Source organism: Polaromonas aquatica, from assembly GCF_050626995.1.
Taxonomy (GTDB): Bacteria; Pseudomonadota; Gammaproteobacteria; order Burkholderiales; family Burkholderiaceae_C; genus Polaromonas; species Polaromonas aquatica_A.
Genome location: NZ_CP192467.1, coordinates 2,077,449 through 2,101,376 on the forward strand (window position 1 = coordinate 2,077,449; position 23,928 = coordinate 2,101,376).

The 23,928-nt window shown below is 61.3% G+C and carries 17 protein-coding genes; 4 read left to right on the forward strand and 13 right to left on the reverse strand.

What is annotated here, in order from left to right; translation table 11 throughout:
• The first annotated feature begins 50 nt into the window (after positions 1–50).
• A complete protein-coding gene (locus tag ACQ4MS_RS09955) occupies positions 51–10,880 on the forward strand; it encodes an autotransporter-associated beta strand repeat-containing protein (protein ID WP_431099345.1) in 10,830 nt (3,609 codons plus the stop codon).
• Positions 10,881–11,077: 197 nt separating this feature from the next.
• Here ACQ4MS_RS09955 and ACQ4MS_RS09960 read toward each other — a convergent pair whose 3' ends face one another.
• From ACQ4MS_RS09960 to ACQ4MS_RS09995, 8 genes are all read right to left on the reverse strand, one after another.
• Positions 11,078–11,446, reverse strand: a complete 369-nt coding sequence (locus ACQ4MS_RS09960) for a hypothetical protein (protein ID WP_431099346.1) — start codon at positions 11,444–11,446, stop codon at positions 11,078–11,080.
• A gap of 46 nt (positions 11,447–11,492) precedes the next feature.
• Complete coding sequence (locus ACQ4MS_RS09965; protein WP_431099347.1) at positions 11,493–11,870, reverse strand: hypothetical protein; 378 nt, start codon at positions 11,868–11,870, stop codon at positions 11,493–11,495.
• Complete coding sequence (locus ACQ4MS_RS09970) at positions 11,867–12,445, reverse strand: putative glycolipid-binding domain-containing protein (protein ID WP_431099348.1); 579 nt, start codon at positions 12,443–12,445, stop codon at positions 11,867–11,869. Before ACQ4MS_RS09970 ends, ACQ4MS_RS09965 begins: the two co-directional genes overlap by 4 nt.
• A 227-nt stretch (positions 12,446–12,672) precedes the next feature.
• The gene (locus tag ACQ4MS_RS09975) at positions 12,673–12,960 is read right to left on the reverse strand and encodes a hypothetical protein (protein WP_431099349.1); all 288 of its coding nucleotides are present in this window, start codon (positions 12,958–12,960) and stop codon (positions 12,673–12,675) included.
• Positions 12,961–13,053: 93 nt separating this feature from the next.
• Positions 13,054–13,815, reverse strand: a complete 762-nt coding sequence (locus ACQ4MS_RS09980; protein WP_431099350.1) for a tRNA-uridine aminocarboxypropyltransferase — start codon at positions 13,813–13,815, stop codon at positions 13,054–13,056.
• Between the two features lie 231 nt (positions 13,816–14,046).
• Positions 14,047–15,858, reverse strand: a complete 1,812-nt coding sequence (locus ACQ4MS_RS09985; RefSeq protein ID WP_431099351.1) for an ATP-binding protein — start codon at positions 15,856–15,858, stop codon at positions 14,047–14,049.
• A complete protein-coding gene (locus ACQ4MS_RS09990; protein WP_431099352.1) occupies positions 15,855–17,033 on the reverse strand; it encodes an SIR2 family protein in 1,179 nt (392 codons plus the stop codon). Before ACQ4MS_RS09990 ends, ACQ4MS_RS09985 begins: the two co-directional genes overlap by 4 nt.
• Complete coding sequence (locus ACQ4MS_RS09995; protein WP_431099353.1) at positions 17,030–17,935, reverse strand: DUF6216 family protein; 906 nt, start codon at positions 17,933–17,935, stop codon at positions 17,030–17,032. The genes ACQ4MS_RS09990 and ACQ4MS_RS09995 overlap by 4 nt, the downstream gene beginning before the upstream one ends.
• A gap of 267 nt (positions 17,936–18,202) precedes the next feature.
• Here ACQ4MS_RS09995 and ACQ4MS_RS10000 point away from each other — a divergent pair, with 267 nt between their 5' ends.
• Positions 18,203–18,625 carry a YybH family protein gene (locus tag ACQ4MS_RS10000; RefSeq protein ID WP_431099354.1) on the forward strand — a complete coding sequence of 141 codons (423 nt, stop codon included), beginning with the start codon at positions 18,203–18,205 and terminating at the stop codon, positions 18,623–18,625.
• Positions 18,626–18,838: 213 nt separating this feature from the next.
• The gene (locus ACQ4MS_RS10005; protein ID WP_431099355.1) at positions 18,839–19,216 is read left to right on the forward strand and encodes a nuclear transport factor 2 family protein; all 378 of its coding nucleotides are present in this window, start codon (positions 18,839–18,841) and stop codon (positions 19,214–19,216) included.
• 55 nt (positions 19,217–19,271) lie between these two features.
• Here ACQ4MS_RS10005 and ACQ4MS_RS10010 read toward each other — a convergent pair whose 3' ends face one another.
• From ACQ4MS_RS10010 to ACQ4MS_RS10030, 5 genes are all read right to left on the reverse strand, one after another.
• Positions 19,272–19,634, reverse strand: a complete 363-nt coding sequence (locus ACQ4MS_RS10010; RefSeq protein ID WP_431099566.1) for an Hsp20/alpha crystallin family protein — start codon at positions 19,632–19,634, stop codon at positions 19,272–19,274.
• Positions 19,635–19,796: 162 nt separating this feature from the next.
• Positions 19,797–20,234, reverse strand: coding sequence for an Hsp20/alpha crystallin family protein (locus ACQ4MS_RS10015; protein WP_431099356.1), 438 nt, complete (start codon positions 20,232–20,234; stop codon positions 19,797–19,799).
• Positions 20,235–20,566: 332 nt separating this feature from the next.
• The gene (locus ACQ4MS_RS10020) at positions 20,567–20,812 is read right to left on the reverse strand and encodes a GlsB/YeaQ/YmgE family stress response membrane protein (protein WP_431099357.1); all 246 of its coding nucleotides are present in this window, start codon (positions 20,810–20,812) and stop codon (positions 20,567–20,569) included.
• 54 nt (positions 20,813–20,866) lie between these two features.
• Positions 20,867–21,454, reverse strand: a complete 588-nt coding sequence (locus ACQ4MS_RS10025) for a DUF4142 domain-containing protein (RefSeq protein WP_431099358.1) — start codon at positions 21,452–21,454, stop codon at positions 20,867–20,869.
• Positions 21,455–21,756: 302 nt separating this feature from the next.
• A complete protein-coding gene (locus ACQ4MS_RS10030; protein WP_431099359.1) occupies positions 21,757–22,884 on the reverse strand; it encodes a threonine synthase in 1,128 nt (375 codons plus the stop codon).
• A 180-nt stretch (positions 22,885–23,064) separates the two neighbouring features.
• Here ACQ4MS_RS10030 and ACQ4MS_RS10035 point away from each other — a divergent pair, with 180 nt between their 5' ends.
• Positions 23,065–23,721 carry a helix-turn-helix transcriptional regulator gene (locus ACQ4MS_RS10035; RefSeq protein ID WP_431099360.1) on the forward strand — a complete coding sequence of 219 codons (657 nt, stop codon included), beginning with the start codon at positions 23,065–23,067 and terminating at the stop codon, positions 23,719–23,721.
• Positions 23,722–23,928 lie beyond the last annotated feature (207 nt).

Here is a 23,928-nt window from a genome sequence, read left to right on the forward strand (position 1 = left end):
TTTCCTCTTTTTCTTTTTAGCCAGTGCCCCTCCTTACGTTGGAGATATCCATGACCCCCTGCCAAGCCCCACGCGTTCGCCGCTACCGTTTTTCCGTTCGTACGGTGGTCGTGCGCCTGTCGCGAAAACTCAGGGCAACCTACCGCATTCGCACGGGGCCGTGGCTGTCGCATTTGCTGGTGGCTGTGCTCTCAGTGGCCCTGCCTTCGCTGTCCAGGGCATTGCCCCAGGGCGCCGTGCTCGAGGCCGGAGCGGCCACGGTCAGCACACCCACCGCGTCGTCGATGGTGATCAACCAGACAAGCGCCAAGGCCGTGCTCGGCTGGCAGTCCTTCAGTATCGGCCAGGGGCAGTCGGTCCAGTTCATCCAGCCCAATGCGGCTTCGGTGGCCTTGAACCGGGTGTGGGGCGGTGACGTTTCTTCCATCTTCGGCACCCTGACTTCCAACGGGCAGGTCTTCCTGGTCAACCCCGCGGGCGTGGTGTTTGCGCCCGGCGCGCAGGTGAATGTGGGCGGGCTTGTAGCGTCTACCCTGAACCTGAGCAACGCCGACTTCATGGCCGGCAAATACCAGTTCAACCAGTCCGGCGGCAGCGCCGGCAGCGTGGTGAACTACGGAAACATCCAGGGCGGGTACGTGGTGCTGGCGGCTCCCAATGTGGCCAACCACGGCACCATTTCGGCGCCCGGCGGCTCCGTGGGGCTGCTGGCCGGCTCGCGCATCAGCGTCGATCCCACGGGCGGCGGCCTGGTGAAATTTTCGGTTGATGCGGCAGCGGTCGATGCGGTGGCCTCGAACACGGGAACCATCACCGTGGAGGGCGGCCACGCCGCCGTGCTGGTCTCGTCCTTGGGCGACACCTTCTCCACCGTGATCAACCAGAGCGGCGTGATACGCGCCAATTCCATCTCCAACCAGAACGGCATGATCGTGCTTGACGGCGGCGCTTCCGGCATCGTCAAGGTCAGCGGCACGCTGGAGGCCAGGGGCGTGGCAGCAGGCGAAACGGGCGGCACGATCAAGGTGCTAGGGGACAAGGTCGGCCTGATGGCGGGTGCAACTCTCGATGCATCGGGTAATGCAGGTGGCGGCACGGTGCTGGTTGGGGGTAACTTCCAGGGCAAGGGCACGGAGCGCAACGCCTTCCGCACCTATGTTGACAAGGACGCTTCAATCAAGGCCGACGCCGGCACGAGCGGCGACGGCGGCAAAGTGATTGTGTGGGCTGATGACATCACCCGCTACAACGGCACCATCAGTGCCAAGGGCGGCGCTAGCGAGGGCAACGGTGGGTTCGTCGAAATTTCCGGGAAGAACAACCTTGGACTGACCGGGACGGCTGACACCGGCGCAGTGAACGGCGCGAGCGGCACCGTGTTGCTCGACCCGATGAACATCAACATCGTCGCGGGCACCGGGGCGCAGGATGTGGCAGAGTTGGGCGACGGCGGAGTCGGCTTCGGGGATAGCGCAGGCGCCACTTTCCAGATTGGCTCGACGGCGATCCAGAATTTTGTCGGCAACGTGGACTTGCAGGCAACGAACGACATCACGGTCAGCGGGGCCATCAACAAGAGCAATGGCGGCCTGAGCTTGATGGCCGGCAACGACGTCACCGTCAATGCAAACATCACCACCTCGGCGGCCATAGTCCTGAACGCGAACTACGGTTCGAACCCCGTCGCGGTGACGCCCACGACGGTCGGCAAAGTCACAGTGGGCGCGGGTGTGGCGCTGAGCGGCGCGAACGTCACCATCATGAACGACGCCAGCACGGCGACCAACGTCATCAACGGCAGTCTCACTGCCACGGGCAACGTGACGTTCTTCGGCGGCAACACGACCCTCAACGCGGGAAGTTCGGTCAACGCGACGACGATGGATGTCAACCTCCAGTCGGGCAAGACCGTGACCCTTGGCGCGTCGAACATTATTGGCGATGCAACCAACCTCACAATGTCCAGCGGCACGCTCGCGATGGGTACGTTCAGCGACACGGTGGGCACCGTCACGCTCACCAACGGCGCCATCACAGGCACAACCGGCGTGCTTACGGGCAGCGCTTACAACCTGGCCAGCGGCTCGGTCAGCGCCATCCTGGCCGGCGCGGCCGGCGTAACCAAGACGACGGCCGGGACGGCCACGTTGTCTGGCGCAAACACCTACACAGGTGCAACCGCGGTCAATGCCGGCGTGCTGAACATCCAGAACGCCACAGCGCTGGGTACGGCCGCTGGTGCCACAACAATCGCCGATGGGGCCACGCTGCAAGTTCAAGGCGGCATCACGGTAGGCGAGGCCATCACAGCCACCGGCACCGGCTTCGGCGGCACGGGCGCCATCCGCAACATCTCCGGCACCAACACCCTGACGGGCGTCGTCACTTTGGCGGGTGCGAGCCGCATCAATTCGGATGCCGGCCTGCTGAACATTAACGGCGGCATTACGGGAACCGACACCGCGCTGACGGTTGGTGGTGCCGGCACTATGGCGGTCGGCTCGTCCATTACGACGGGGGCGGGAACCCTGACCAAGGACGGCGTCGGCGGGGTGGAACTGACCGGGGCCAATACCTACACCGGCACGACGCTGGTTTCCAACGGCACGCTGACAGCGAACAACAACGACGCATTAGGAACCACCGCGGCCGGCACGACTGTCGGTTCCGGCGCAACCCTGATTCTGGGGAGCGTGACCAGCGCGGAAGCGCTTGACATCACCGGCACGGGCTACACCGGCCTGGGCGCAGTCCGCATCGCTGGAATGAGCGCGACAACATTGACCGGGGCGATCAACCTGAGTGGCGCCTCGACCATCACCAACGCATCCACCGGATCCGTCACGCTTTCCGGCAACATCACCGGCACCAACAACCTCACCGTCAGCGACGCTGGGTTCACCACCACGATCAGCGGGGCGATCGGCACGGGGACGGGTGGGCTCACCAAGATGGGAGGAGGCACGCTTATCCTTTCCGGTGCCAATACCTATACCGGCGTGACCAACGTCAACCAGGGCCTCCTGAGCGTGGCGGGAGGCCTTGCGATTCATGACGCCGGCAGCGTGGTTCTGAGCAACGGTTCGCTCCGTCTGATGGGCAGCGAAACGATCGGCGAGCTCACGGGCTCGAGCTCCAGTACCGTCCTGCTGGGCGCAAACACTCTGACGACGGGTGGCAACAACACGTCGACGACCCACGCCGGCGGCATCACGGGTATTGGCGGCAGTGTGATCAAGCAAGGTGGCGGCACCTTCACCCTCGCGGGCGCTTCAACCTACAGCGGCGGCACCACCATCAGCAACGGCCAGCTCACGCTGGCCAATGACACGGCCGCCGGCACGGGTGCTATCGCAGTCGGCGCGAACACCCTGAACGTGAACGCCGTGATAGTGACGAACGCCATCACGGCAAGCAACGGCAGTACCCTGACGAACACCGCCGGTGCCGGCGTGCTTGCCGGCCCCGTCACCTACAGCGGCGGCGGCAGCTCCACCTTGTCGTCGACCGGCACGAGCCTCAGCCTCTCCGGCAACGTCAGCGGCGCCCAGCAATTGACGACCGCGGGCAACATCGGACTTGGCAACAGCAACACGTACAGCGGCGGCACCAACATCGGCGCAGGCAGCGTACTGACTATTTCGCACTCCACGGGCGCCGGCAGCGGCGCCGTCGTCGTCGGTTCCGGCACGCTGGTGGTCAACAACCAGACCGTGGCCAATAGCGCCAGTGTCAACGGCGGCACCATTCGCGGTACGAACGGCGGCGCCATGACCGGCGCGATCAACCTGATCGGCGACGCGACGCTGGCCACTACCGCGGGCGGCGACTCGCTGGTCATATCCGGCGCCGTCAGCGGCAGCGGCAATGTGACCAAGACGGGCGCGGGCACCACGACACTCTCGGGTAGCAACACCTACACCGGCACCACAACGGTCAGCGCCGGCACGCTGAGCGTGGCCGGGAATGCCCTGGCTGACAATGCCGCGACGACCGTCGCCGCGGGCGCGACACTGGCACTGACCGGCGCCGAGACGGTGGGCTCATTGGTCGGCGCCGGCGCGGTGACCCTGGGTGCGAACACCCTGAGCGCCGGTGGCGACAACACCTCCACCACCTACTCCGGCGTTGCTTCGGGAACCGGTGGATTGACCAAGACGGGCACGGGCACCATGACACTCTCGGGTGCCAACGCCTACACCGGCGCGACCACCATCACGGCCGGCTCCCTGTCGGTAAACGGTACGGCCATCGCAAACGGCAGCGCCGTCGTCAACAACGCCAACTTGACGCTTACCGGAAACGAGACCATCGGCTCCCTGGCAGGCACCGGCACGGTGACCCTGGGCGCAAACAGCTTGAGCGCCGGTGGAAACAACACTTCCACCACCTACTCCGGCGTTGTCTCCGGCACGGGTGGCCTTACCAAACTCGGCACGGGCACCATGACGCTCACCGGTGCCAACGACTACACCGGTACGACCACCATCACGGCGGGCTCCCTGTCGGTAAACGGTACGGCCATTGCAGATGGCAACGCCGTCGTCAACAACGCCAACTTGACGCTCACCGGAAACAAGACCATCGGCTCCCTGGCCGGCTCCGGTACGGTGACCCTGGGTGCGAACACTTTGATCGTCGGTGGCGACAACACCTCCACCACCTACTCCGGCGTTGCTTCCGGCACGGGCGGCCTCACCAAAACCGGCACGGGCACCATGACACTCTCGGGTGCCAACGCCTACATCGGTGCGACCACCATCACGGCGGGTTCCCTGTCGGTAAACGGTACGGCCATTGCAAACGGCAGCGCCGTCGTCAACAACGCCAACTTGACGCTTACCGGAAACGAGACCATCGGCTCTCTGGCAGGCACTGGCACGGTGACCCTGGGTGCGAACACCTTGAGCGTCGGTGGAAACAACACCTCCACCACCTACTCCGGCGTTGCCTCTGGCACGGGCGGCCTCACCAAAACCGGCACGGCCTTCTTGACACTCACCGGCGCCAATACCTATACCGGTACGACCACCATCACGGCGGGCTTCCTGGTGGTAAACGGTACTACGGCCATTGCAGACAGCAGCGCCGTCGTCAACAACGCCAACTTGGTGATCTCAGGAAACGAGACCGTCGGCTCCCTGGCAGGCACCGGCACGGTGGCGCTGGGCGCGAACACCCTCACCACCGGTGGCGACAACACCTCGACCACCTTCTCGGGCGCCATCGACGGCACCGGTGGCCTTACCAAACTCGGCACGGGCGTCATGACGCTCTCGGGTGCAAACACCTACACAGGTGCAACCGCGGTCAATGCGGGCGTGCTGAACATCCAGAACGCCACAGCGCTGGGTACGGCCGCTGGTGCCACAACAATCGCCGATGGGGCCACGCTGCAGGTTCAAGGCGGCATCACGGTAGGCGAGGCCATCACAGCCACCGGCACCGGCTTCGTCGGCACGGGCGCCATCCGCAACATCTCCGGCACCAACACCCTGACGGGCGTCGTCACTTTGGCGGGTGCGAGCCGCATCAATTCGGATGCCGGTCTGCTGAACATTAACGGCGGCATCACAGGAACCGACACCGCGCTGATGGTAGGCGGCATCAGCAATACGGTGATTGGGTCGGCCATCACGACGGGTACGGGCACCCTGACCAAGGCCGACCTCGGGACCGTGACGCTCTCCGGCGCCAATACCTACACCGGTACGACCACCATCTCGGCGGGCTCTCTGTCGGTAAACGGTACGGCCATTGCAGACGGCAGCGCCGTCGTCAGCAACGCCAACCTGACGCTCACCGGAAACGAGATCATCGGCTCCCTGGCAGGCACCGGCACGGTGACCCTCGGCGCGAGCACCCTCACCACCGGCGGCGACAACACCTTCACAACGTACTCCGGCGTTGCATCGGGCACCGGTGGATTGACCAAGACGGGCACAGGCACCATGGCACTCTCGGGTGCCAATACTTACACCGGTGCGACCACCATCTCGGCTGGCTCCCTGTCGGTAAACGGTACGGCCATTGCAGACGGCAGCGCCGTCGTCAATAACGCCAACTTGACGATCACTGGAAACGAGACCATCGGCTCCCTGGCAGGCACCGGCACGGTGACCCTGGGTGTGAGGACCCTCACTACCGGTGGAAACAACACCTCCACCACCTACTCCGGCGTTGCCTCTGGCACGGGCGGCCTCACCAAAACCGGCACGGGCACCATGACGCTCACCGGCGGCAATACCTACACCGGCGTGACCACCATCTCGGCAGGCTCCCTGTCGGTAAACGGTACGGCCATTGCAGACAGCAGCGCCGTCGTCAACAACGCCAACTTGACGCTCACCGGAAACGAGATCATCGGCTCCCTGGCTGGCTCCGGTACGGTGACGCTGGGCGCGAATACTTTGAGCGCCGGTGGAAACAACACTTCCACCACCTACTCCGGCATTGCCTCCGGCACGGGCGGCCTCACCAAACTCGGCACAGGCCCCATGACACTGTCGGGTGCGAACACCTTCACGGGCGCGACGGCGGTCAGCGCCGGCACGCTCAGCGTGAACGGCTCGTCGCTGTCGGACACGGCGGCCACCACAGTGGCTGCAGGCGCGACGCTGAGCCTCGCGGGCAGCGAGACGGTGGGCTCGATCGCGGGTGCGGGTAACGTCGTTCTCGGCGGTGCGCTTACCGCGGGCGGCGACAACACCTCGACGACGCTGTCAGGCATCGTCTCAGGCACAGGCGCCTTGAACAAGGTTGGAACGGGTGCTCTCACGCTCACGGCCAACAACGCCAACAGCGGTACCGTCAACGTCAACGCCGGCAGCCTGGTCATCAGCGGCGCAGCCGCCGACGTCGGTAGCGGCGCGATCACTGTGACCGGCTCGCTGGTCGTGAACGATGGTGCGGTGGTGAGCAACATCATTTCCGCAGCGGGCGGCAGCACCTTGGGCAACACCTCGGGGACGGGTCGGATCAACGGCAACGTGGCCTTGACCGGCAACGCCACACTGTCCGGCATCGGCACCGGCCTGGACGTCTACGGCAGGATCAGCGGGGCCAGCCAGGTGACGACGGCGGGCAACGTCATGGTCGCCAACGCCAATACCTACACCGGCGGTACCACCATCGGTGCTGGCAGCGTCTTCACCGTCTGGAATCACACTGGCGCGGGCACTGGCGCGATCAATATCGGATCCAACACGCTGGTGCTCATTGGCGGCACGAACATGAGCAATACCGCCACCATCAACGGCGGCACCATCCGCGGCACGGCCGGCACCATGACCGGCGCGGTCAACCTGATCGGCGACGCCACGCTGGCCACCACGGCGGGCGGCGACACGCTGGTCATGTCCGGCGTCGTCAGCGGCAGCGGCAACGTAACCAAGACGGGTGCGGGCACCACGACACTCTTGGGTAGCAACACCTACACCGGCACCACAACGGTCAGCGCCGGCACGCTGAGCGTGGCCGGGAATGCCCTGGCCAACAATGCCGCGACGACCGTCGCCGCGGGCGCGACGCTGGCACTGACGGGCGCCGAGACGGTCGGCTCATTGGCAGGCGCCGGCACGGTGACACTGGGTGCGAACACCCTGAGCGCCGGTGGCGACAACACCTCCACCACCTTCTCCGGCGTTGCTTCGGGAACCGGTGGGCTGACCAAGACGGGCACGGGCACCATGACACTCTCGGGTGCCAACGCCTACACCGGCGCCACAACCGTCACGGCGGGAACGCTCTCGGTGGCCAACACCCTGGCCTCTACGGTGGTCAACGTGAACGGTGGCACCCTCTCGCTTGGCGGCAACGATGTTCTCGCGAACACGGCGGCGGTCACGGTCGGTTCAGGGGCCATTCTGAATGGCAACACCTTCAGCGACACCATCGGCGCCTTGACGCTGAACGGCAGCACGCTTAACGGCAGCGGCACACTGACGGCAGCAACCTACGCAACAAACGGCGGCACCATCAATGCCAACCTCGGCACGGGCGCGCTGACGTCCACAGGTGCCAGCACGCTTAACGGCACTTCGGCGGCATCGACAGTGAATGTCAATGGCGGCACCCTCAGCCTGGGCAACACGAGCAACCGACTCACAGGCGCTGGAGCCGCCATCACGATTGCCGGCGGCGCCACGCTCGACACCGGCACGGCAACGCAGAACCTGGGCGGCGGCACGGGTGTGGTCGTGAACAACGGCGCGCTCACCACCGGGGCCGCCATCGCCGCGGCATCCGTGGCGGGCACGGGCACCGCCAGCCTCGGCGGCGCCGTCACCACCACCGGTGCGCAGACCTACGGTGCGGTCACGCTGGCCAACAACGTTGCCTTGTCCGGCAGCAGTGTCACCGTCAACGGCACCGTTGGCGGTGCCAACACCCTTGTCGTCAACAGCGCCGGCGCTACGGCCTTCAATGGTGCGGTCAACATTGCCTCATTGGTGACGGACGCCGGCGGCACGACAAGCCTGGGCAATGTCACCACCACCGGCCAACAGAACTACGGCGACAACGTGACGCTGAACGGCACCTACGCCACCACCAACAGCCTCTTCAACGTTGGCGGCACCACCACCCTGGCGGCTACGTCATCGGTCAGCACCGGTTCAGGGGCCGTCAGCTTTGGCTCCACCGTGGCCGGCACGGGCGGCACCGAGTCCTTGACCACCACCAACACCGGCGCCCTCACCTTTGGCGGCGCCATCAGCAACCTCAACAACCTGACCATTGCCGGCGGCCCCGCAGCCGTGTCGCTGCCCGCCACCACCTTGAATGGAACGCTTGATGTCACCACGGCCGGCGCCCTGACGCAGACTGGTGCGGTCACGGCCGCAGTGGTACGCGGCGTGTCGACCGGGCAGTTCAATCTGGGCAACGCCGGCAATGCCATCGGTTCGCTCGGCCCGATTTCCGGATCCAGCGTGCTGGTGACCGACAGCGCTTCCGGGCTGACCCTGGGCGGCCCCGTGACCGCAACTTCGGGCACCGTGGGCATCCAGACCACCGGCACCCTGGCCATCGGCGCCAACGCCGTGCAAGGCGCCGCCGGCGTTTCGCTGACCGCCCTGGGCGCAGGCGGTGACATCACTTCCGCCGCAGGCGGCACGGTGACGGCAACGGCCGGCAACGTGGCCATGAGCGCTGGCCAAAACATCACCCTGGGCGCTGCCGTCAGCGCCAACGGAGCGGGTGGCACGGTGGCACTGGGCATTGGTGGTTCAACCGCCGGCGCGTTTGCTACAACCGCTGCCATTGCGTCCACTGCCGGCACCACCATCAGCGGTGGAGGCAACGCCGACAGCTTCGACTTCAGCAGTGCGCCCGCTTTCAACGCAACCGTTTCAGGCGGCGCGGGCACCAACACACTCACCGGCCGCAACACCGCTGCGTCCTACACCCTGACTGGCGCAAACGCCGGTACCGGCGACGGGCTCACCTTCTCCGGCGTCAACACCTTGACGGGCGGCACGGCCGGCGACACCTTCACCCTGGCTTCCGGCGCCGCCTTCGGCGGCACCGTTGCAGGCGGGGGCGGTACCGACACGCTGGCCGCAACCGACGGCACCAACACCTGGGCCGTCACCGGCGGCAATGCAGGCACGCTCAATGGCGCGACTTTCAGCGGCATCACCAACCTGACGGGCGGCAGCGGCGCCGACAACTTCGTGTTTGCCGACGCGGGCTCCGTCACCGGAACCGTTACCGGCGGCGCAACCGCCTCGGTGGACACGATTGACCTGAGCGCCAAGACAGGCGCAGTAGGCATCAACACGCAAACCGGCGTCGTCACAGGCTCGGCGGGTATCAGCGGCATTGAAGCCCTCACAGGCAACGGCGCCAACACCACCCTCACCAGTGCGGCCTTCAGCCTCACCGGCGCCAACAGCGGCACGGCCGACGCGGGCATTGCCTACAGCGGCGTTGCCAACCTGCAAGGGGCGGCCGTGGCCAACACCATCGCCGGCAACGGCGGCAGTGTCAGCGGCACCATCACCGACGGCGGGGCCGGCACAACCCTCTCTGGCACCATCACCAGTGCAGGCGCGCAAACCTACAACGGCCCTGTCACCCTGGGCGCGGCCACCACGCTTGCCGCCAGCAGCATCGACCTCACCGGCACGGTGGGCGGCGCGCAGGCCTTGACCCTCAACAGCAGCGGCGCCACCACGCTCGGCGGTGCCGTCAACGTGGCGTCGTTGACGACGGATGCGGCAGGTTCCACCTCCATCGGGGCAAACGTCACCACCACCGGCGCCCAGAGTTACGGCGACCCCGTCACCCTGACAGCCAACACGGTATTGGCCAGTACCGGCGGCGGCGCCATCGGCTTTGCCAGCACCGTCAACGGTGCGCAGACATTGGCGGTAAATACCACGGGTGCCACCAGCTTTGGCGGCGCTGTCGGGGCCACCACCGCGCTGACCTCGCTGACCACCAACGCCGGCGGCACCACCAGCCTGGGCGCCAACATCAAAACCACCGGCGCGCAAAGCTACGGCGACAACGTGACCGTGTCACCCGGCGTCACCGTGACCAGCACCGGCGGCGGCAACATCAGCTTCCTGGGCACCTTGGCAGGGGGCGTCACCATCGCCACCACCGGCACCATCGTCCGGCCGCCGCCGGTAGTCCCCGCAGCTGCTTCCGGCCTCGAGGCTTCCCGGCTGAGCAGCGTCATCGCCGCGGCCGAAGGCGACCTGACCAATGGCTCCGGCAGCCTTGACGAAAAGCTATCGCCGGCCGGCAATGCTGGGCCTCCCGGATCCTTGGCCGAGCTACGGAAGTTGATGACGCCACTGAACTTTGGCGCTGGCACGATCCGCCGCGCGACGTGTTCCCCGGAACAAAGTGCCTCAGGCGCCTGCCAGTAAGCGGATTGGAAGCACGGGAGATGGCTTTCTCTCGTCGCTTCCAGTCGGTGGTGGCTTTTGAGCCAGTTTGAGCCAGTCTTGGCCATTCTCAGGCATTAAATATGCCTGTTGCCCAATAAGAATGGGCGCGAGTCGCTACTAATTTAGTAGCGGTACGCGGCAGCTCTACCACCCTGCCACTGCGCCCGGCAATCGCCTTACGCCACAAACTCCGAAGCCACAAGGGCCATCGCCAGCAGCCCAGCCCACAGCAAAATCGTCCCCAGCCGGTTCCGTTCGTTTTCATGGTGCGTCATGAAGAGGTGGCCCAGCAGCCAGGTGATGCCCCTGAAGGCAAACAGCAAACCTACCAGCGCGGCCGCACCGGCGTACACGCCATGCATCCACAAGGGGATCGCCATGAGAAGGTGGCTCAGGCTGCGCGGCGAAAGAATCAGGTACAGGCCCAGGTAAAGCGAGATCTCAAAAATCGGAATCGCCACCAGTGCGGCGACGAGTCGCCACAGCAGGCCTTCGCTGTCGTCAGGGGCAGGCCGGCGCTTGCGCAGGTAAGGAGGTCTTTCCATGGGCGGACTATAGCGGTACGTGATAGCCCAGCGAAAAAGCGCTTGCTTAGAGAAGCCCAAGGCAAGCGCGGTAAGTGTCGATGGATATCCAGTCTTGAACAAACATCAAGGTCACACCGCTGCAGAGAAGAATCGCAATCCACACCCAGTATGTAAAGACCATGGAATTGAGCTTCGCATCCTGGAGTTTTTTATGCTCGCCACGCCACAGATACTGATGCATGGCGTCGCTCTGCGTCTCACCGCTCGCAAACAGGATCTTGCGCTGGCTGAGGTCCGCCCACACCTCGGGATGCCTTTGCTGGAGATGGGCTGCCAATCTTCCGTCGTAGAGCGCTGCCGCGATGCAGGCAAGCACGATGCCGATGACTGACAAGGCATGCAACAAAACCAGGGGGCTGCACATCAGCAAAGCATCCGTCATATTTTCACCCGCTGGAACAGCTCCGGGTAGTCCAGCACGATGCCCTCTCCATCCACCGGTAGCTCCGCCTTGAAGCCGCTGCCATCCAGGCTCTCGAAGAGGTACAGCCTGTCTTTTATGCGCGTGTAAGCCTGTGGCTGCGGCTTAACCGTTAAGTCCGGCCCGCAAACCCACGCCATGCGAAACGTGCGCCGCTCCCCAATGGCCATCGGCTGGCGGAGGATTGGGAAGCTGTTGGTAAACGGCGTGGGCCAGATGTCGATATCCATGCATCCATCCAGCTCAACCAGGCTCCGGCCTTCGCCGTCTTGCCAGTGGCCCTTGCCGTCTGTACGCAGGTTCAGTGAAAGGTTGGCGCCACCTTTTGCCAGGGAAAAGTCGGCACTGCGCAGCTGCCAGGCGTCATCCCACTGGAGCCGGTATACCAGGCGAAAAGGCTCACTGTCTTCATTAACGGCAAGCACCACGCTGTCAGCCGTGCCATGCGTCAGAAGCAGGTGCTCCAGCCCCACACCTTCACTGGCACTGTTCCAGGTGGGCAACCAGCAAATAGTTCGGGAGGTTTCGTCTCGCATCGCATGACTCCTTTCGAAGGAGATGCATTTTGCGCCAGCAGGCGCATAAATAACAGGGCTTCGTATGCGGCGTTACCTGGCGCTGAGGGCAGGCATATTTGATGCATTTTCAGGCATCAAATATGCCTGCAACCCAAGGGGAATGTGCGCGAGCAGCTATTGATTTGGTAGCAATGTAACGACGGCCGCGAGATATGGCCCCCTTCTTTTTTAGCGTGTCATGGCCGTTAGGCCTGCTTCACGGTTGTCCGTGTGCCCAACCTGAACGCAGCACCCAATACGCCAAGAAGGATGGCTCCGCCGCCAAGAAAGATGTTGTCCAAAATCCCGTACAAGCCGCCTCGATTCGAGCTGATCAGCAAAGCCGCAAAAATCAGTGAAATGACCAGGAGGGAATTCCCCACCAATTTGGAAAATCTTGGAAATAGATGGGCATAGCAATAAATTGCCATGGCAATGCCGAAAAACGCAACCAGGAAAAACACACCGACCAAAGAAAATATCAACGTAGTCATGGTTCGATTGTTATCAGCATTGCATCTAGCGTGTGTTGCATTAAGTGATGATGAGACCGTGTGGCGAGCGAGGCGGACTGCTGAGTTGTAGCACTACCCAGGCAAACGCAAGCTACGCAGACGCTGGTGCGCCGCATCTTCCAAGTTCAAAGGCTGCTGCTGCTTGGCTTTGAGGTAGCGATTGGTAAATACATCCAGGTAAGCCTCCAGCGTCTGCGCCGCATGCGTTTCACCGGCCAGCTCCATGCACAGCGCCGCCACTTCAGACGTGCAGAAGTGCGTGTCACGCTGCGAGCGCCGCAGCTTGTAGCGGGAGAGTTGTTCGCTCTGCAAACTCAGCACCGGCAAGTGGTTGAGGTAAGGGCTCTTGCGAAACATCTTCCGCGCCTCAGGCCAGGTCGCATCCAGCAGCACAAACAGCGGGCGTTTGCCTGCTGTGCCATCAGCCGGGTCGGCAGCCAGCACATCCGCCACCACCCGCTCCGCCGCCACAAACTCCCCGGGGAAAACCAGGTAAGGCTGCCACTGCGGGTCAGCCAGCAGGGCAATCAGCGCAGGGTCAACTTCAGTGCGCGCCCACTCAAACGCAAACGTGTCCGCCACCACATCCGCAATCAACCACCCCGTGTTGCTCGGCTTCAGCGCTTCGATGTCGGCCATGATGAGGCACACACCTGCGCGCGTGGGCACGGTGGGGCGCAAGGCACACATGCAGTGGCTGGGGATCAGGCGGCAACCGTCACAACGTGCATTGCGCGGGCCGCCGCGGGCGAGGAAGGGCTTGGAGGCGCGCGCCAGGCGTGTGGTGCGTAGGCGCGAGACGGCGTGGGGCGCAGGATGGGGCGCAAGTGTCATGGGCTGAGTATCGCTAAATCGCTCCAGGCCACTCCAACTCCATCATGCTTCAAGTAGCTTCAGGCCCTCTCAAGCTGCTGTTTTGCGTGGACCGCCCGGTGCGTTCGGTGCGAGTTCCAGGTACTGGTGGCGCTGACACGGGCGTTACTTTTTTTGTTTCTCCTTTGTCGTGAATGAACCCCATTTTCGAAGCGGACGCGTACATACAGTTGTTGTGCACTGTCACTAGATCTAAATAGCGTTGTTCAACCATCGCGTTGTAACTACAGCGACTGCCGCCGCGTCAAGGGCCGGCTGCGCCCACCCGTGCACAAAGCTGATGTCATTTGAATCCGGCAGTTGCTCCGGTAGCAGTTTTCTTATTCGAATACGAGCTGGTAGAGCCGCCGCTTCACCCACAAATAAAGCTTCGCGTCGAGAAAGAGAGGACAACATACGAGTTATGCCTGCAAGGCCATCAGGAAGAAATCTCCCAACATGCTCTTGATCTGCCCCATTGCTGAGGCGAAGAACGATCCAAGAATTACATTGAGAAAGAACGGTGCTCTCTACGTCTGATGGTCGTTGCGAGACCAGCATCAGTCCTAACCCATACTTTCGCCCCTCCTTCGCAATTCGTCGAACTGCATCTTGTGCTTCCCGATACTGCGCTTCACCACGATCGGGGACATATCGATGCGCTTCCTCGCAAACCAGCAAAATTGGGTCGCAATCACGTTCGGCGCGCGTTTGCCACACCTTGTAGTTGAAGAGCAGGCGGCAGATCATTGCGGCGAGCGTGCCTGCGACTTCGTTTGGTGCTCCGGATACGTCAATTATCTTGACTGTGGCACCGGCTCCCGTTTGGCCGGTAAGTTGAAGAATGGCGCCATCGAGTGAATCGGCAGCCTCTTCTTGCATTAAAAATTTGATTCGAGGATCGGTTCGCAGGACATTCAATTTATCCAGAATGGATTCGTGTGATTTTCGCTCGGTTGCGGACGCTGATTCGTTTTTCCCTGGCTTACGTCCTTGGACTTTGTCGATGTGCTTTACAAACTCATCTAGCGAAAATCTTGCAGGCTTATCGCGATCAAACCCTGAGATATCTGCAGCTGTCTTCCCTGCACAGAGAACTGGGAGCTGATCTCCGAGCGGATCTGCTGGTAGAGCTTGGACGACACCTGCATTCACCATGCGAGCATGTTTCAAGGCCTTATAAACAATATTATTCTGAGAGGTAGCCTCTGCCTCAGTTTTTCCAATAATGAGACTTCTTAATTCGTCGCCGGTCATTAGCCAAAAGGGAAGGCGTAGAGGTTCGGTACCGGCAGCATCGCCAGCCGCCGCTGTATACGCACGCAAGATCGTGGCTTGATCTTTAAGGGCGGCGCCGTACTCACCATGGGGGTCAATAATTACTATGCGTGGCCTTAATAAGGTGCCGTCCTTGGCGGTGTGTTCTATGACTGATCGCATGAGGGCGGCGACGGTACCGGACTTTCCTGAACCGGTGGATCCTAGAACAGCGCAATGTTGTCCAAAAAGCTTGTCAAGGTTTGCGCGGCATTGCGCACCATTCCCGCCGACATACTCTCCTATGGAGACAAGAGGAGAGACGGTTTCTTCTTCAACCGAAGATTCGGCTGACGTGAAAATCATCTCCAACTCCTCAGGCGTAGTTAGATAGACGCCTTGTAACGGAAGCGGGTAAGTTTCTACTCCCCTCCCGAACCTAAGTTGTTTTTGAGCAGGCAGCCAGGTGCCTTGGGCAAAAAGATCTGCTTCAAGAATTCGAGAATCGTCACCAGGGGAAATAGGCGCCTGGCCTTCAGCGGCGGCGATCTCGGATCGCATCCTCAAGAGACGGACATACGCGAACAGAACTCTTCGTCCATAGTGAATCTTTACGATGCTGGCCAATTGTCCGATGGGACACACGCGTCCCTCCACGACTCTCGATAGTTCAGATATCCGTTGGTCAAGTTCTACTCGGATAGCTGTTCCGCTCACTTCGACCACGCGCCCAATTAGCAAATCCTCATGCTCTTGAAATGGAGTCATGTCATTGCTCCTTGCTCTAGAAAATTCGTGAGACCGGCAAATGTCCACCAATCTAGGCTTTTGGCCGGATTGGGCCCCGCTTTAGCTGTACCGTTGTATAGGGCTTTGTCAGTAGCCACGTAAATTCGTGATCCAAATCGCGAGTCGTTAGCCCAGCGCATTAGTGTTCCGCATGGTGTAGTGTCTACCGCACCCGGGGCTGTTAGAACCTCTTTGGAAAAGGCTATTAGCGTAGTTTTGTTTCTCCGATCTGCCAGTGCACTTTCGATCTCTGAATTAATGTGGTCGTCGCCGAAGCTATATCCAACGATGGCTAGGAGGTTGCTATCGGAACTTCGCAAGGTCTTTCGAAAGCAATCGAATATTCGGGCAAACGGATCCTTTTGAGTTTCTAAGTATTTGGTAGCTTGCGGATAAATCAATGTACTGGAGAGGTCGGCGAGATATTTAACTCCGTAGCGCACACGTAGCAAGTCAACTTCTGCGTCTCGAAACCAATCTACTGAACCGTGAAGTTTTAATACTTGATGTGAGCGAGCAGAGTTCGCTTGTCCTGGATCAATATTTATCCCGTTCCAGAATGCTATAGCGCCCCCAGAAAATCCATCAAGTGCAATTCTTTGCTCCATGGCAAGGGCATCTTCTAGGAGAGTGTCGTAATTTGTCGTGATAAAGCCTACTTTTGATCGCGCCTCAAGGTTGCTATGAGCTTTAAATAGCTGCCTCACGAATCGCTGATGCGCATCTACGTCTACCAACGGAACTAAGTGCGTTCCGATGACTTCTGCCGCACCGCCTGTTGCGGCGCGATAGCCGTAGCGAACCGTAGTCGCGATTGCTTGAATAACTGCCTTATAGGTGGCCTCTAAGTCAGCCAGAGGAATATTTGCCGCTGCGATGGTTACGGTTTTTAGTCTGGAGCGCTCCGCCAGAGCTATTAGGTCACCCAAATGGCTGAGAGCATGTTCCACGTGAGCCTCTAGTGAAAGGTCATCCATGATGCTTTGGAATATCACTGCTTCTTGTCCGACGAGGCACGCTTTTACTCGTGCGGTGAGCGGGTACATGAGCGGGATACCCGATTCCACGCTTGCCCCTGCACCTAGTAGCCAATGTTGTTTACTCAGTTCTAGCAACTTTAGGAGTTCTTCCACTCCGTGCTCAAATGATTTCATGGACCTTCCTCTTCTATTGCTGAATGATCTGAAAGTTGTGCTGAATACGGCTGATGTTCAAGAGTTGCAGCCCTTGAAAGCTGAAGCGCCGAGTTGTCATCAAGCCCCGGATTCAGTGCTCGGCGCGCCAAGCCTTTCGCCGCATAACTGCTTGCAAGTCCTGCCAAACTAATCCAAGCGGTCAATAAGGTAACTAGCACAAGGAAGATCGAGGAGCGCTTCTGTGTTTCCAGTGCATCCTGAATGTATTTAGGAGTTTTGTCGTCCTTTAAGACCTCGCAAAGTACGCGAACTTCTTCCTCTGAGAATTTCGATCGAGCAATCTCAATGCCTGTTGTGCCCGAACACGTCGCTTTATGAATTGGTGCTGTCGTCCATGGCCATATCGGTCGAGCCTCGCTTTCGCTCAAAAGTAACCGGCGATTGGTTAGATTCACCTTGACGACCGCGCTATCCATAAATGCAACAGAAGTGCCAAGGAACATCACGGGAAAACAAAGGGCCAGCGAAATTAGTTTTATCCACTGCATAAATTTCGACGGCAGTTCTTGAGTGCGAACTTGGCGTTGATCGGGGTCGAAGTATTTCCCTGCCATACGAAGCGTAAGCATCTCTACATTCCTAAGCTTCGTCCATTGAATGAGTTGCCGTGCCTGCTCCAATGTACTTACCGGGACACCAGCAATGAATCGGAAGGACATGAGGCTGTTCTGTTCGTTGACGAACGCCTTGATGTCAGGATCGACAATTTCTTGGTTGCCGTGAACTAGTTGCCACAAGCGGTGAATCAACGTATGGCGTGATTCGGTCCGCCAGATGACCCACAAGAACAACAAGACAAAGCCCCCTGGAGCAAGAGTTCCTAGGACACCTGAAATAGTGGAGAGTGCTGTCAGGTCCATTTAGAACGCGTCGTGAGAATGAGGGCGAATAGACGAGAGATATATGGCCATGATTGGTTAACACTTTGTGACATGCATCATGAACCCGAAGGCGCGTTGCCGCTAGGTGCTTCTGCAGGCTAGGTGCCCGGAACGTACGAATCTGATGTGTGAATATTCACCAAAATAAACCGTGACGCACTGCCACTTCTCCGCTTTCCTCCCAATCCCTTGTCCTACCCCACCGCCCAAACCCCAGCCGTACCCTCCCATCTTTAGGAGACAACCATGGGCACGCAACAAGACTTCGAGACGTTTATGAAGCAGCGGCTGGAGGCGGCTACCGCGTATGTGAGTGGCAACGCGGCGCCGTTGGCCGCCGTGGCGGCGCAGGATCTACCGGCCACGTTTATGGGGCCGGGCGGTGGGGCGGTGCGTGGCACGCAGGAGGTGCTGGCGCGCTACACGCGGGACGCCCGCATCTTTGAAGCGGGTGGCGCCACTGAGTTTGAAATCCTGGAGAAGGCGGTGGGTGACACCGTGGCGTACTGGACGGGTTTTCAAAAAGCCCGGGTGCGCATGCATGGCAAGCCGGATGTGATGCCGATGAAGCTTCGGGTGACAGAGGTGTTCCGCCGTGAAGGGGATGACTGGAAGCTGGTGCACCGGCATGCGGATTCGCTGGCTGAGGCGAAGGAACAGTCCACCTAGCGCGCTGGCGTCGCACCATCACGCAAGCAATGTTTCGTCGGTGACCGTGAGAGTGGGCGTTGCGCCTGCAGTAAAACCGCAGGCGTGCAACACTGGGTTCTGTTCGGTGCTTTACGCCTCTTGCTTATAGCGAGACCGCAAAGTCGAAGCGCATCAACAGCCGTAGCACCAAACCGCATCCGTATCAAACGTTCAAGAACCCAAGGAGACCGCATGCCCACGCCCGAAACCGTAGAACGCTTTATCGCTCGCGTTGAACAGAACGCACACACCGAAGCGATTGAAGAGTTCTACACGCCTGACGCCACCATGCAGGAAAACCAGCAGCCGCCGCGCCGGGGGCGGGACAAGCTGGTGGAGGGTGAGGCCAAAGTCATGGCGCGGGCGAAGTCAGTCACCTCGACCTGTGTGCGGCCGGTGTTCATCAGCGGTGACAAGGTCGTCATCCGCTGGATTTTCAATTTTGTGTGGGCCGACGGCAGTGCGATGCGCATGGAAGAGCTCGCCTACCAGCGCTGGGAAGGCGAGCGCATTGCCGAAGAAACCTTTTTCTACGACCCGGCCCAGCGCGCGCCGGTGCCGGCCCAATAACCAGATCGGCAGGCCGGCTGGCCGGCGCGGCCGTGCGGCAGCGCCGGGGCCGTGATCAAGCTGTCTTGATCTCGATGCGCCGGGGCTGTGCGTGTTCTGCCTTGGGTATGCGCAGCTTCAGCACGCCGTTGGCCAGCTCGGCGCTGACTTTCTCGGTGTCCAGCTCCTTGCTAAGGGTGAACACGCGGTGAAAGCGGCCCAGCCCCACTTCGGTGTGGGTGGACTGCAGGCCCTCGGGTGCGGACAGGGCCGACTCGGCGTCAATCGTCAGCGTGTCGGCTTCGACCTGCAGGTGCAGCTTGTCGCGCGGCACGCCGGGCAGGTCGGCATACAGCGTGATGCCGGTGCTGTCTTCAATCACGTCAACAGGCGGCGTCAGCGCGGCATTGGCATAGCGCGAGGTGTCTTTTTGCGTCACCTCACCGGTTTGCTGGCCGGACTGCTGGCCGGTTTGCACGCTGCGGCCGGTGGTTTCGGTGTTGCTGCCGTAATTGGCGCTTCCGTTGCCGCTGCTGCGTGCGTTGCCGGCGCCGTTGTTGCTACTGGTTTGTGTGTTGGCGTAGTTCATGGTTTGCCTCCTTCACTGAATGGTGATGCGGCGCGGCTGGGCTGATGCGCGCCGCTGGATGGTGATGTGGACCAGGCCGTCCTTGAAGCTGGCGTTCACGGCGTCGGGGTCGGCATCGTCGGGCACGGTGAGCACGCGGCGGAAGGAGCCGGAAAAGCGCTCATTGATGTGCAGGGTTGACTGTGAGCCTGCTTCGGGCAGTTCGGTCTTGCGCTCGCCGGCAATGGTGAGCAGGCCGCGCTCCAGGTTGACGTCAAGCGACTTCGGGTCAATGCCGGGGGCAAAGGCATACACCTCTACCGTTTGCGGCGTGCCGCCAATGTTCAGGGCGGGGTAGCTGCTGCGGCCAAAGCCGCGAATGCTGGGGGACAGATCGAAGGCCTGCTGCAGATCGCGTTGCAGGCGATCGAGTTCGGCGAACATGTCGCGCGGAAATAACGATCGGTACATGGCGAAAAACCTCCATTCAAAAGTTGAACATCAGAGCGCCGGGGCAACCCGGGAAATGCGTCCAAGCGTTCCCGGCGTCCGGGATGAGGATGTAGGAATTGCCGAAAAAATTTCAAGAGGGAAATTACAACCGGCCGTACAACGAGCCATAACCAGCTACATCAGCCGTTGCAGGTGCGACGGGCCGCGTTTGGGTAAGAGGCAAAACGTTTTTGGCAAGCCACCTCTGCCTGTGACCGGCCCACGACCAACGGCGCAAAAGTACGCCCTGGCGCATATGGATGCGCCCAGGGCGCGGGCCTGGTTTGGTCAGCCTTGTACCGGCGCTTGCATCAGCGCTTGGCGATCATGCGGTAGCCCAGCAACAGCACGATGGAGCCGAGCACGGCGGCGATGAAACCCGCCGTTTCTCCCTGCTGGTACCAGCCCATGGCCATGCCCAGGTAGGTGGCGATAAAGGAACCGGCAATACCGATGAGCACGGTGATGATGAAGCCGCCGGGGTCGCGGCCGGGCATCAAGAACTTGGCGACCAGGCCAATCAGAAAGCCGATGAGGATGGTCCAGAGTATGGTCATACAGTCTTTCCTGAAAAGTTAACAAATATCGCGTGCGGTTAGGCGCGCGACGGCTTACTTCTTGGCGGGCACCACAGCCTTGGCCATTTCGAGGTGGGTTTCCACCTTTGGCAGCATCTTGCCGGCCAGTGCCTTCAGGTCGGGGTCTTTGGCGTCGGTCTGGATCTTGTTCAGCAACTTGATGGTTGCCTCATGGTCACCCACGCCGGCACGCTTGGCGTATTCCGTGTCAAAGAGGTTGCCTGACAAGGCCTTGAGTGCGGTGGCTTTGGTTTTTGCCATCGCACCGGGGCCGTCGGGCAGGGTCACACTTTTGGCACGGGCCAGTGCCTGCACTTCGGCCAGTGCGCTGGTGTGCTCGTCGACCATGTGCTGCGCAAATTTCTTGACCTCCGCGTTCTGGGATTTTTCCAGCGCCATCTTGCCGGCCTCGATCTCGGCGATATTGGCCTGGGCCAAATCGTCCAGCAGGCCCTTGTCGGCGCGGGCGAGTTTGCCGGCGTCAGTCGCTGAGGACGATGTGCCCGGTCCGGCCGTCGTGCTGGTTTGGGCTGCGGCGGGCAAGGCCGCTAGTGCCAGGGCAGAAACAGCCACACCGGCCAGCGCCGCGCGGCTGAGTTTGAATTTGGATGGGATCAACATAAGGGCCTCCTTGAAGGTAAGTTGTTGCTTGGTTGTTGCTTGGATTAGGGGAGGAAACGAATGCCGCGCGATATCACGTTCCCGTCGTCACGTCTCACGTAGCGCGATAAAGCTGCAGCAGGTACCTTCGTACTTTCCCCGGCCCGGCTGGCATGCGGTGCAGGAGGTGGGGCAGGCTGTGTGTAGGAATTTGCTTGCGCGCAGGGCCAGGCCTGGCCCCGAGCCGCTGTGTGGCTGCCGGTGGCCTGCCTGCTGTGCCTACTCCTACTGTCTACTGCTTAATTGCTTGGCCGCTTAACTGCTTAACTGCCAAACAGCTCCGTCATGAACTGGGTGGACTTCAAGCCTGTGCCGGTCAGCAGCACCACCGTGGTTTCACTCGCCTTGATGGCGCCGGATTTTTGCAGCACGTTCAGCGCCGCCGCAGCGGAGGCGCAGGTGGGCTCCGCATACAGCCCGGTGCTGGCCAGCTGGCGCACGGCGGCAGTGATCTGCTCTTCGGTCAGCGCCACGGTTTGCCCGCCCGATTCACGGATCGCGTGGAGCAGCTCGACCAGGCGTATCGGGCGCTTGATGGCCGTGCCTTCGGCGATCGTGGGTTTCACGATGCGCTCCACCGGGGAGTCGGTGCCGGCAACAAAGCTGGCGTCGATGGGCGAGCAATTGAGCGGCTGCGCGGCAAACAGCCTGGGCAGCTTGTTGATCTGACCCGAGGCCATGAGCTCGGTAAAGCCGATGTGGCAGCCCAGCACATTGCTGCCGGCGCCGGTGGGGATGATGATGTTGTCGGGCGCCTTGAAGCCCAGGTCTTCCCACAGCTCATAAGCGAGTGACTTGGTGCCCTGCAAAAAGAAGGGATGCCAGTTGTGGCTGGCGTAGAAGATCTTTTCAGACTGGCGGATGGCTTCGTGTTCAGATTCTTCACGCGGGCCATCGACCAGCTGCACCTCGGCGCCGAAGGCACGTATCTGCGCCACCTTGGGCACGGGTGTATAGCTGGGCGCGAGGATCTTCACCTTCATGCCCGCCGCAGCGCCGGCGGCGGCAATGGCCGCGCCGCCGTTGCCGGAGCTGTCTTCGAGGATGTGGCCCACACCCAGCTGCTTGAGAAATGAAACCATCACTGCCGCGCCGCGGTCTTTGAAGCTGCTGGTGGGGTTGAACCATTCGAGCTTGAACAGGGGCGACAAATCACCCCATGGCTTTTCTACCAGCGGCGTGCAGCCTTCGCCCATGCTGGCGCTGCTGTCGATTGGCAGCGGCAGTGCGGCGCGGTAACGCCAGATGGAGCGCTCGCGCGAGTCGATGTCGGCGCGGCTAATGCCGGGCAGCGCGCTCATCATCAGGGGGTTGCCGTCGTCCGAGCGCCAGCGGCGGTCAGTCAGGGGGTAGTGCTTGCCTGTACGCGGATCGATGTAGTGCGGCTGCATGTGCGGTGTTTTCCTTCAGTTCTGGTGTTGTCTGATTGCTGGATAATATATCCAGTACTAGATAAATCGTCAAATTACGTCGCCAGCGTCCAGAGCGAAGATGACGCGGCGAGCCCGCTGGGATACGATCACGAGCCAGACAATTTGTCTGAAGTTTGAAACCTGCCTGGGCCGCGCACCATGACCAAAACATCGAACAAATCGTCGAACACGACATCGGGCAAGCCGTCGAACAAACATTTGCTCGCCGAACTCAAGAACATTGCCGAAGGCCTGGGCAAGACGTTTGCGCCGTTCTGCGAAGTGGTGGTGCATGACCTGACGCACCCGAAGAACGCCATCCTGGCGATTGAAAACAATCTGAGCGGCCGGCGTGTGGGCCAGCCCGCCACCGAACTGGGCCTGGCACGCATCCAGGATCCGGACTACCCGGCGGTGATTGCCAACTACGCCAACCAGTTTGCCGACGGCCGCAAGGTCAAGAGCACGTCGGTGGGCATTCGCAATGAAGAAGGCGACTACGTGGCGGCAATCTGCCTGAATGTGGACCTGACGCTCTTCAATGGTTTCCAGGCGGCGATGTCGCAGTTCACCGCGATTGAAAGCAGCGCCGTCACCGAAACGCTGGACGCCGCCAACGCCGACCGCATACGCCAGCGCATCGACGAATTTGCCGCCGCGCGGGCCACCACCTCACGCTCACTGCGGCCGGCCGACCGCCGCCAGCTGGTGCAGGACCTGAAGAACGCCGGCTACCTGGAAATCCGCCGCGGCGCGGAGATTGCCGCCGCGCACATGGGCGTGTCGCGCGCCACGGTGTACAGCGACGCGAAGTAGGCCGGGCAGCCCGGAACAGGCTGTTTTGGGCATCAAATTGGCCTCTAGCCCAGGTAAATCGGGCGCAAGCAGCTATTAAATACATAGCATTAAGCGAACCTGCCAGCGGCACCGTGGCCAGCACAAACAGCAAGGGGCTGAAGCAAAACCCCTACAAAAAAACCCTTACAAATCCCACAGCCAAAACTGCCCACGCAGGCGGCATTG